The organism is Amycolatopsis keratiniphila subsp. keratiniphila (assembly GCF_001620365.2).
Taxonomy (GTDB): domain Bacteria; phylum Actinomycetota; class Actinomycetes; order Mycobacteriales; family Pseudonocardiaceae; genus Amycolatopsis; species Amycolatopsis keratiniphila.
In genome coordinates, this window is sequence record NZ_LQMT02000010.1 from 417,151 (window position 1) to 427,805 (window position 10,655).

The following is a 10,655-nucleotide window of genomic DNA, read 5'->3' on the forward strand; positions in this document are numbered from 1 at the left end:
ACGGCCCCACCCGGATCGGCGACAGCTCACTTCCAGGTGTCGTCCTCCAGCAGCTGCAAGGAACCCGTATCCGATTCCGCGGCCCGACGGTGGCCGGGAATGGTGAAACCGTTCCCCTCGGCGTCGACCGCCCTGCCACGCAAGGCCGTCGCCACACCGTCGGTCCCCAGCGCGGGCCGCTGATCCTCTGACCGCTCGTGCGGATGCTCCGCCGCTCCCGGTCGCACTGTCCCGGTCGTCCCCGCGCCGTGCTGTGGCATCCCCGGCGGCATCATCCCGCCGCCGGGCGCGCCCTTCGAGGAACCGATCGTGCCTCCCGGCGGGATCTCCGCCATCGGGCTCGAGGCACGCTTGCCCACGCCCGCCCTGGACGCCGGCATGCCGCCGAGCCCACCGGCGGCGCCGAGGGTTCCCAACGGCATCGGCGGTAGCGAAGCCAGACCGGACGGCGGCATCCCACCACCGGACAACCCGCTCGACGGAGCGCCCACGAGCGGACCGGGGGTGAGCGCGTTCGGCGCCAGCCCGGCCAGTGACAGCCCGCCGCCACCGGGATTCGACGCGGACGGCACCTCCGAACCGGTCCAGCCGTCGAGAAGACCCGACGTGTCCGGCAGGGTCCCGCCGGACCCGACGCCGAGCGACTCGGTCAGGCTCTGCACCTCCGTGAGCAGGTTCACCGCCGCGTCGGCCGTCTTCACCGCGTCCGCGGCGGAACCGGTGATCTGCGGGAAACCGGGCAGGATATCGGCCGGATTCGCGATCCCGGCCGCGGTGCACATGGAGAGCATCGCCAGGTCGAAGCGGGTGCCCAAGGTGGAAAGGGCCGCGCCCGCCTGCTGCTGCGCCGCGAACGCCGCCGGGAAGTTGAGCGTGAGCATGAAGGCCTCGTACTCGGCGGCGAGGCCCAGCACGACCGCTTCCGTCCCGGGAAGACTGGCCGCCAGCTCGGCCAGCTTCTCCGACACCTGGGAGTCGTCGATCCGTTGCCCCCACAGCGTCAGATCCGCCAGCGACAGTTCGGTCTTCTCCTCGAACGCCCGGCCGGCATCGTCGGTCCAGTCCGGTGCCAGGTCGTTCGCGCGGGTCTGCAGCTCCACCTTGGCGTCTTCGACCCAGGCTCGCGCCTCCTTCCACATCCTCGACTTCTCGGTGAGGACCGGGATACAGGCCTGTGTCTGCGAGATGCACCCGACAATGACTTCCATCGGAAGTACGCCATACGGAAACAAGAGGGCTCCTTAGGTCGTCTGCGCCGAGCCGTCGCCCGCGGCGGACCCGGTGGAATCGGTGGTGCCGGACTGCGCTCCCCCGGCGCCGGTCACCTGTTTCGCCACGCCGATCACCTTGTTCCCCAGCTTGACGCCGGAAGTGGCCAGATCGAGCGCGCTGGTGATGTCGGCGAGCGAGTAGGTCGCGGCCGCTTGTTTGACCTTCGCCCCGTAAGTGACCATGTCCGCGGTGACATAGCCCAGATAGGCGTTGATCTCGGCGGTGACGGCCACGTCCAGTACCGACAGCAGCGCGCTCTCGACCATCCCGGACAGATTCGCCGGCGTGGCGAGGCCCGCGGTCACCGAGGCCGGTATCGGGGGTGCCTTGAGTTGCTGTGAGTACGCGAACATCGAACCGGGGTCGCCATCCACGACGTCGGACATATGCCCTCCTCCTAGTATCCGGTGCGGTATTTCGGTTGATCGGTCGCCGGATTCACTTGCCACAGGTCTTCGTCGAGCACATGCACGACCTCGTTCTCGACGACGGGTCGGGACCGGGCGACCGGCGGCCGGGGCGGCTTTCCAGCCCTGCCCCGCAGTGCCACACCCGGTTCGCCGTCGGGCTTGCGCGAACGGACCGCGTTGACGTGTTCGGCGGCTCCCGGCCTGATGTCGCCGCCGCCCGCCGCCCTGCCCGCGCCGCTCTGCGGATACATCGGCATCATCCCGGGACTGCCGCCCATCCCCGCCGAACCCGTCCCCACGCCGCTCGTGGGTGTCCCGGTGGCGAATCCAGCCGTGCCCGCGAGGGGTGGAACGGCACCGGACGCAGGCGAACCGGCACCGCCAGTACCGATTCCACCCGCTCCCAGGCCGCCGCCGACCCCGCCGCCCCCACTGTCGAGACCGGCGAGACCCGGCAGGCCCAGCGGATCGGCCGCACCCGGAATCCCACTCAGCGCTGGAAGATCGGCTGGTTTCCACCCGTCCAACGGATTCGGCACGGTCGCCGGATCCGGCACGTCGACCGAGCCGGTCCCGCCGGAGCCGAGCAGCTGCTCCGCGACCTTCCCCGTCAGGTCGACGGCTTTGCCCGCGACTTCGAGCCCCTGTGACGCGAGATCCAACTGTTCGGCGAGTGTGAGCGGCGTTTCCTCTTCGGGGGTTTCCGGTGTGTCGCCGGGATTCGGTTGCCGGGTCTCACCGGGGTTCGGCGCTTCGGCGCCTCCTCCGGTGGTCGGAGCCCCTCCCTCGGAGGGTGTGCCGTCGCCCGGTTCGCGGTCGGATCGCAGCTCCGGGACCACCGCGCTCTGCGCTCCGTTCCAATGCCTTCCGGAGGCACCGGGAAGGGCATCGGCCACCTGGGTGTAGGCGGCTCCGAGCGGAGCGATCAGCTTGACCGATTCCTTCCGATAGAACTCTTCGGCGTTCTTTCGGTCATCACCCGCTTCGGCGGCTCTGACGCCGTCGAACGAGGCATGGTAGTCGCGATGGAAACCGTCCACGGCCGTGAACACGAACTGGAGCTGGTCCGCCAGCGCGCGGAGCTGTCCGGCCATATTGGACGCCACGATGCCCTTCTCGGTGTACTTCCACCCTTCGCCGGGGCTCGTCGAGATCTGCTGGGGCGGCAGGGCGACTTGTTCACCCTCGGCCCTGATCCAGGAACGCATGTTGTTCATGTCGCTTTGGGCCTGCATGGCGAACGCGTCGCCGGCTTTGTCCGGCCAGTGTGAGGCGAGGTTTTCGACCTGCCCTTTGAACCGGGTCAGCGTGTCGCCGATCCACTGGGCGCCTTCCTCCCACATCGCGGCCGCGTCGCGAAGCTTGCCGATGTGCCGGTACTCGACCGTGATCTTGTCGTGCAACTGGAAAAAGGAGAGGTTTTCGTAGCTACCCATCGTCGCGCACCTTCTTCGGGGCCATGAGGTGTCCTACTTCGTCGCCTGCGGCTGCTGGAAACTCTCCAGCCCCGGCAGACCGGACCCGTTGTTCTGCAGACGCCACCCGAGGACGAGATTGGCGGCCGCCGCGGCGTCCGCGTCGCGGTAGGCGATACCGGAATCCCTGGCGAACTTCCCGTAGGCGGCGATGCCATAGCGCACGCTCATGACGAACGTCTGCAGCGAACGAGTGGCCGCGACATCGGCCTGTACGAGCGCCGCGCACTCGTCCAAGCCACCGCCGCACGCGCCTTCGACACGGCGCGACATCAAGTTCGGGACGTCCTGCACGATGCTGTTGAAACTCTGGGCGGCCTCGATCATCACCACGGTGTCGCCGTCGACGGTTTCGCCGGATCCCATGTCCTGCTCCTCGTATCTGTTTCGTCTCAAGAAGGCAACCACGCCGGCGACGTGGCGGGCGGGCCGCGACAGGAAGCGGCCACGCGACACCGGTCATTCCTTCGGCGGCAGCCAGGCGACCTGGGTCAGGCTCTTGCCGCCGCGCCGGTCGACCAGCCAGCCACGGCCGGGCGGGAGCACCTGAGGCCGCATCCCGCCGAGCAGCGGGCCTTCGTCCCGGTCGCCGGACATCATCAGCCCGGACGCACCGACGTCCCGCAGCCTGGCGAGGAACGGCTCGCCGAGGCCGAGACCCGCGCCTCCGCTGCGGCGGGCGAGCACGACATGCAGGCCGATGTCCGACGCCTGCGCGATCAGCGGGAACAGCGCGAACAGCGGGTGCTCCTTGTGCGTCGCCACCATGTCGTAGTCGTCGACCAGCACGAAGATCTCCGGGCCGCTCCACCAGCTGCGGTTCCGCAGTTGCTCGGTGGTGACGTCCGGGCCCGGCAGTCGCGCGGTGAGCTTCTCGGCCAGCTGTGCCAGCAGCTCGGAGCTGTGCGCGTCGTTGACCCCCATCCCGATCAGGTACTCGCCGTCGACCTCGCCGAGCAGTCCTCTGCGGTGGTCGATGAGGACGATCTGCGCCTCGTCCGGGGTGTACGCCTGGCAGATCCGCCTGGCGAGCACCCGGAGGAAGTTGGTCTTGCCGCTGCGGATGTCCGCCAGGACCAGGAAGTGCGGATCGTCGGCGAAATCGAGGCGCAACGGGCTGAGATCGCGTTCATGGATGCCGACGGCGAATCCGGCGACCGGTCCGGACGGCTCGTCGGTGGCGGGCAGCTCCAGATAGGGCAGGACCGACGGCAGCAGCCGCACCGAGGGCGCCGACGGCCCCGGCCACGCCTTCTCGACCGCGTCCACCATGGCGGCCACCCCGGCCGTCAGATCCTCGGTACCGGAAATCCCGTCGACCCTCGGCAGCGCGACCAGCATCTGATGCCCGCTCATCGCGACACCCCGGCCCGGCGAATCGGGCGGCACGCTCATCGCGGCCCGCCGATCGATCACCGAGTCGATCGGGTCGCCGATCTTCAGCTCCAGTGTGCTGACGAACAGATCCCTGACGTTCATCCGCAGATCGAAGGCGCGGGTGGCACCGGCGATGACATGGACACCGAAGGCGAGGCCGCGCGCGATGATGTCGTTGACCGTCTCCTCGAGATCCATGAAATCGTTGCGCAGCGTCAGCCAGCCGTCGATGACGAGGAACACGTCACCGTGGGGGTCGTCGGCGAACCCGCCTTCGGCCCGGAGCTTGCGGTAGGTGGCCATCCCGTCGATCCGGTGCTGGGCGAAAAGCCGTTCCCGTTGGGCGAGCAGCGTCGCCACTTCGGCGATGGTGCGCCGCACCGCGCCCGTGTCGAGGCGGCCGGAGACGCCGCCGACATGGGGCAGACCCGCGATCGAAGCGAGGGTGCCGCCACCGAAGTCGAGGCAGTAGAAGGTCGTTTCCCGTGGCGTGTGCGTGAGCGCGACGCTGCTGATGATCGTGCGCAGGGCGGTGCTCTTGCCCGATCGGGGTCCCCCGAGCACCAGCACATGCCCCGCACCGCCGGACAGATCCAGCACCAGTGGGTCACGTCGTTGCTCGTACGGCCGGTCCACGATGCCGAGCACCGGGCGCAGCGCACCGGCGAGCTCGGCCGAATTCGAGGTCATGCCGCGCTGCGGGTGGACCGTCAGCGAGGGCAGCAACCGGTCCAGGGTCGGCGACTCGCCCAGCGGCGGCAGCCACACCTGATGCGCGGGGGTTCCCCGCCCTTCCAACCGGTCCACCAGGATGTCCAGCAGGGTCTCACCGGCCGTCTGGTCCGGATCGCCGTCCTCGGCGGGTTTCTCCCGCGGCTCCTCGTCGAGATCCGGGGCCAGGTAAGCGGTCGTGTACTCGTGCAGCGCCAACGCTTCGGCGCCCACCGACGGCGCGGCGACCCCGGTGGAGCGCTGATACACGCCGGACACGTAAGCGGACCGGAAGCGTTCCATCGGTTCGGTGCCGACCTTGACGAAACCGTGGCCGGGCGCCCTCGGCAGTTTGAACGCGTCCGGCACACCGAGCACCGCGCGACTGTCCATTTCGGAGAAGGTGCGCAGGCCGATCCGATAGGACAGGTGCGCTTCGAGGCCGCGCAACCTGCCTTCGTCCAGTCGCTGGGATGCGAGCAGCAGATGCACGCCGAGCGACCGCCCGACGCGGCCGATCTGGACGAACATGTCGATGAAGTCCGGTTTGGCCGAGAGCAGTTCGGAGAACTCGTCGCAGATCACCAGCAGCGTGGGTACCTCCGGCAACGGCGCGCCCGCGGCCCTGGCCTTCTCGTAGTCGCGCAAGGAGGAAAAGTTCCCCGCGGCCCGGAGCAGTTCCTGACGGCGGATCAGCTCGCCGTTGATCGCATCGGTCATCCGGTCGACCAGATGCAGTTCGTCCGCCAGGTTCGTGATCACGGCACTGGTGTGCGGGAGGTTGTCCAGCCTGCTGAAGGTGGCGCCACCCTTGAAGTCGACCAAGGCGAAGTTCAGCGAGTTCGGCGGATGGGTGACCGCCAGCGCCAGCACCAGGGTGCGCAGCAGTTCCGACTTCCCCGAGCCGGTCGCGCCGATCAGCAGACCGTGCGGGCCCATCCCGTCCTGTGCGGATTCCTTGAGATCGATTTCGATCGGGTTCCCGTCCTCCTTGATCCCCAGCTTGATCCGGAGCCGGTCGCGGTTGGGCCTGGGCACCCAGGTGTCATCGGGGTCGAACTCGTAGGGGTCGCCCAATTCCAGCAGTTCGGCTAGGCCGAGTTCGTTGCTCATCGGTGCTTCCCCGCGCTGGCCCGCGGTGAGCCGCAACGGGGCGAGTTGCCTCGCGAGGCCTTCGGCAGCCACTTCGCCGAGCTGATCCGCCCGGCCGAGGGAAACCGCGCCGTCGACGGTCTCGCTGATCAGGTCGCCGTCCGCGGCGACGTCGAGGAGCACGGTTGCGCGGTCGAAGGCCCGGGGCGGCGCGGTGCTCATGTCCACCACGGTCACTCCTTCGACACCGCCGCCGGTCATCAGGTGATCGGAACCGGCGACGGCGCCGCCGTCCAGCACCACGACCAGATGCGGTCCGGGCAGCCGGGTGGCCGCGTCCGGGTCGAACCTCGGCCGCCTGGTCAGTTCCTCTTCGAGCATCGACTCCAACGCGGGGACGGTCGCGGCGACCAGGCGCAGCGGGCCGAGTGCGTCGGTACGCTCCGGGTGCAGGGCGTGCGGAAGCCATTTGACCCATTCCCAGTCGGCGCGGCGGTCTTCGCCGACGCAGACAGCGACGCGCAGATCGTCCGGGGACTGCATGACGGCCAGCTGGGCCAGCATCGCGCGCAGCATGCCCAGTACGGCGTCGCGATCGCCGCACGCGTGGATCCGGCTGAAACCGTTGACCGCGATGGCGATCGGGAGCCGGTCGAGGGTGGCGTACGTGGTGACGAACCGGCGCAGCGCCAAGGCCGACAGAGGTTCGAGCTCCTCCAACGGTTTCGTGTCCGGCGCGACCACGGTGAGCGCCGGCCGTTGCCGTCCGCGGGCGATACGGGCGACGGCGAAATCGGGGTCGTCCTTACGCCGCTCCCATAGCCGGTAGCTGACGGCGAGTGACCACAGTGAGACGGGATCCGGGTGCAGGTACTCCATCGCCGAGCGCTGTTTGCGGGCCGAACGGCGCAACCGCAACCGGTGCTGCGAAAGGTGCCGCAGGTACTTTCGCCTGGCATAACCCATTTCCCGTTTACTCGGGCCGCCGCCCTGCAGGAAACCCATGGCGACCATGCCGAGCATGCCGACACCCATCAGTCCGTAGACGACGAAGCGCATCGACCCGCCGATCGAACCGGAGTACATCAGCAGCATCGCCGCCATCATGGCCACCATCGGCAGCACCATGAGGATCTGCGCCCACTGCCTCGACGGCGGCGGCGGGATCTCCGGCGGTGGCTGCAGAAGCAGCTCTCCGGCCGGCATTTCCGGAGCAGGCCGGCGGGCAGGCCTCTTCACGACGACTGTCGACATACCCGAATCGTCCGCGACCGCGCGGCCTTCGCGACGGCGATGGCAGGAAGATGCCTGCCACCCGAGAACGGGCGCCACGCCGCCTACCTTCGACGAGGACGGGTAACGATCGTCGATCCGGCAAAGGAAGGAGAGCCCCTTGACGAATCCAGAAATCGACCTCGATCTGGTGGCCGGTCAGCGCCACGTGTCGTTGATGAACGACTCGGTCGGCCAGATCCAGGACGGCCAGCAGCGGTTGAACAGCACCACCGAGGCGATGATGGCGATGAACAGCGGGCGGATGAACATCGCCGCCAACGACGCGTACAGCCTTCTCGGCACGAACGTCACCAAGGTGGGTGCCGATTACACCGATACCGCGGACGGTATCCACTACGGCCTGCAGACGCACGGCTCCGCCGACGCGGAAGCAGCGGCCGGATTCAACTACGGAAGGTAGGCGAATGGCCTTCAACACCGACAGGGTCACCGTCCGCGTGGGCGAGACCCTCGAGACGGCCCAGACCACCAAGGCGACCGGCGCGGCCGCCCGCGACAACACCGATCTCATGCATCGCCGGGCACAGGGGTTCCATGAAGAAGGCGCGCAGGGGCAGTACGGCGACGCGATCGTGGCGACGGATCGTCGCAACCAGCGGCTCGCCAACGAGCAGTGGAACAGCCACGACCTGACGAGCAACGCTCTGACCAACGGGGTCCACTCGCTGACGAACGCACGTGACCAGTCGATCGCGCGGCTGGGCAACATGGGCTGAGTCTGTGCCCTGTGCATGAAGGCCCCCTCTCTCGCGACCGCCGCGGGGAGGGGGCCTTCATGCACTCGGTGCCCTTGGGAAGATGGTGTGTCCATGGGACCGGCGATCACGTAATCCGTGAAGGCCTCCTTCCCTACCTTCAGGGTAGGCAAGGAGGCCTTCACGGACCTGCGGCCGGTCAGCGACCACGGATCAGGAAAACCTGATCCGGCGGTTCCGGGACTCGCGGCTCGGCCGGCATCGAAGCCGTTCTGCCCGGCCGCCAGCGGCGTTTGTTCCCGCGCGGGACGACCGCCGCCGTGAGCCCTGCCAGGACCAGCGCGCCGGCCACGGCGGCGGTCAGCCATTTCGCCGTCGTCCCCGTTTCCTCGGTTCGCGCGGCCTTCTCCAGCCTCGCCAGGTCCGGTGGCGGGGGCAGGTAGGCGGGCATCGCCGCGGGTTTCTCCGGATCGAGACCGTCGGTCACCGCGCGGTAGGGATCGACCAGCCCTGCGCCGTAGGCGTCGCTGCCGAGTCCGCCTCGCGCCGGGTCGGCGGTGGCCTTCAGCCGCTGGATCACTTGCGCGGCGGACAATCGCGGCCACGCCGAGCGCACCAGTGCCGCGGTCGCGGCGACGAACGGGGCGGCGAAACTGGTGCCGTCGACCTGGGTGTGCCCGTCTTCTCTGGCCGTGGTCAGGATTTCCGCGCCGGGCGCGACGATGCCGACATAAGGGCCGACCTGGGAGGTGCCCATCCTCGCCCCCGCCCGGTCGACCGCGCCGACGCCGAGCACGCCGTCGTAGGAGGCCGGATAGGACGGCAGCCCGGCGGGTGCGTTCTGCTGCGAATTGCCCGCCGCGGCCACCACGACCGCGTCCCTGGCCACGGCGTGGGCCACGGCCGCCCGGATGACGGGGAAGTCGCTGAAACCCGCCAGCGACAGATTGATCACCCGTGCGCCCTGGTCTGCCGCGTAACGGATTCCGGCGGCCACCGCGTCCGGGTTGATCCGCAGTGATTCGCCCCGGTCGCTGATGTCCCGGTCGGTGATCCGCACCGGCAGTATCTCCGCGTCGGGTGCCAGGCCGTGGAAACCGATACCGGGCAACGGATCGGCGGCGATGACGCCGGCCACGCCGGTGCCGTGGGAGACGCAGTCGAAGTTTCCCGGCAACGCGCCGGGCAGGTAGAAGTCCCGGCCCGTCCGCACTTTGCCCGGTCTCCGCAGCTGGGGATGATCGGCGTCGACGCCCGAATCGACCACCGCGACCAGCACCCCCGCGCCCCGGCTGCGCGGCCAGACCCGTTGCGGGTCCAGGGTTTGCAGGGCCCACGGGCGCATCTGCACCCGTTCGCGAGCCGGTTCGGGATCGTGACACACCCCCGCCGGAGGAGCCGCGGACGCCGGAACGGCCCCGCCGGCCAGCTGGATCGCGGCCAGCGCACCGGCCGCCGCGAGTGCCGCAAGTCGTCTCATTCCGGCAATCGTCGGGCAGACGGCGCCGGGTCTCGCCGCGATGGCCACAACCTGTCACGTCACCTCGCGGCCCCCTCGCTCCGGCGACACTCGTCTCGGACCGAATCGAGGAGGCACGGTGGGCGACCACGCCGACAGGAAAGCCGGATACGCGAAGACGGAAAAGGGGCTCCGCGAACAGCAACGACGGATGGCGGAGATCCGGGCGACGGCCGAATCCGACGACGAGCTGATCAGCGCGACCGTCGGCGGCTACGGCGAATTGGTGGAGCTGCGCCTCGACCCGAGGGTCTTCCGCACCCCCGATTCGACAGGATTGGCACAGGCCATCACGAAGACCGTCCAACGGGCGGCGGAACTCGCCCACGAAGAGGGTTTCGGCGTCATCTCGGATCTGTTCCCCGCCGATGTCACCGCGAAGGAGGCCGATCTCCGCCTCGGTCCCGTATTGCACGAACTGGACCGGCGGATCGCGGGAGGTGGACGATGAGCGCGGACGACGGCGTCAGCATGGACGGCGACGACGTGGTCGACATGTACCCGGCCGACACGGCACAGCAGATGACCGTGATCGACGCGGAGGGTGTGCATCTTTCGACGTCGTGGACCGGTATCGAGGGCACGCTGGCCGCGCCCAACACGTTCGGCCACGAGTTGCTCGGCGCCGTGTTCAACGAGCGAACGCGCGAAGCGGACGCTTCGATCCGCCAGGCGGCACCCGCGGCGCCGCGGTACTACCGCGACATCGCCGAGGCCGGGCGATTACTGGTGAAGGCCTACGAAGCGCGCGACGCCGAGGCCGCCAACGACATCCTCATCCAGCTTTCCTGAACGGGGTCCGGCGAGT

Annotated in this window: 10 protein-coding genes; 4 read left to right on the forward strand and 6 right to left on the reverse strand. The window is 69.0% G+C overall.

Annotation, left to right across the window (positions count from 1 at the left end):
• Positions 1-26: 26 nt before the first annotated feature.
• From AVR91_RS10225 to eccCa, 5 genes are all read right to left on the reverse strand, one after another.
• Positions 27-1,208, reverse strand: coding sequence for a hypothetical protein (locus tag AVR91_RS10225; protein ID WP_063273593.1), 1,182 nt, complete (start codon positions 1,206-1,208; stop codon positions 27-29).
• Positions 1,209-1,241: 33 nt separating this feature from the next.
• The gene (locus tag AVR91_RS43135) at positions 1,242-1,658 is read right to left on the reverse strand and encodes a hypothetical protein (protein ID WP_063273594.1); all 417 of its coding nucleotides are present in this window, start codon (positions 1,656-1,658) and stop codon (positions 1,242-1,244) included.
• Positions 1,659-1,669: 11 nt separating this feature from the next.
• Positions 1,670-3,118 (reverse strand): WXG100 family type VII secretion target, encoded by a 1,449-nt coding sequence (locus AVR91_RS10235; RefSeq protein ID WP_063273595.1) that lies wholly within the window; start codon positions 3,116-3,118, stop codon positions 1,670-1,672.
• A 33-nt stretch (positions 3,119-3,151) separates the two neighbouring features.
• Positions 3,152-3,523, reverse strand: a complete 372-nt coding sequence (locus AVR91_RS10240; protein WP_063273596.1) for a hypothetical protein — start codon at positions 3,521-3,523, stop codon at positions 3,152-3,154.
• A gap of 93 nt (positions 3,524-3,616) precedes the next feature.
• Positions 3,617-7,591 carry a type VII secretion protein EccCa gene (gene eccCa / locus AVR91_RS10245; RefSeq protein WP_063273597.1) on the reverse strand — a complete coding sequence of 1,325 codons (3,975 nt, stop codon included), beginning with the start codon at positions 7,589-7,591 and terminating at the stop codon, positions 3,617-3,619.
• 139 nt (positions 7,592-7,730) lie between these two features.
• Here eccCa and AVR91_RS10250 point away from each other — a divergent pair, with 139 nt between their 5' ends.
• Positions 7,731-8,033 carry a hypothetical protein gene (locus AVR91_RS10250; protein ID WP_063273598.1) on the forward strand — a complete coding sequence of 101 codons (303 nt, stop codon included), beginning with the start codon at positions 7,731-7,733 and terminating at the stop codon, positions 8,031-8,033.
• A 4-nt stretch (positions 8,034-8,037) separates the two neighbouring features.
• Complete coding sequence (locus AVR91_RS10255; RefSeq protein WP_063273599.1) at positions 8,038-8,349, forward strand: hypothetical protein; 312 nt, start codon at positions 8,038-8,040, stop codon at positions 8,347-8,349.
• 178 nt (positions 8,350-8,527) lie between these two features.
• Here AVR91_RS10255 and mycP read toward each other — a convergent pair whose 3' ends face one another.
• Positions 8,528-9,808, reverse strand: coding sequence for a type VII secretion-associated serine protease mycosin (gene mycP / locus AVR91_RS10260; protein ID WP_063273600.1), 1,281 nt, complete (start codon positions 9,806-9,808; stop codon positions 8,528-8,530).
• Positions 9,809-9,926: 118 nt separating this feature from the next.
• On the opposite strand from mycP, the gene AVR91_RS10265 reads away from it, so the two are divergent.
• Together AVR91_RS10265 and AVR91_RS10270 are read left to right on the forward strand one after the other, a co-directional pair.
• Positions 9,927-10,298, forward strand: a complete 372-nt coding sequence (locus tag AVR91_RS10265) for a YbaB/EbfC family nucleoid-associated protein (RefSeq protein WP_063273601.1) — start codon at positions 9,927-9,929, stop codon at positions 10,296-10,298.
• Positions 10,295-10,639, forward strand: a complete 345-nt coding sequence (locus AVR91_RS10270) for a hypothetical protein (RefSeq protein ID WP_063273602.1) — start codon at positions 10,295-10,297, stop codon at positions 10,637-10,639. The genes AVR91_RS10265 and AVR91_RS10270 overlap by 4 nt, the downstream gene beginning before the upstream one ends.
• The last annotated feature ends 16 nt before the right edge of the window (positions 10,640-10,655 follow it).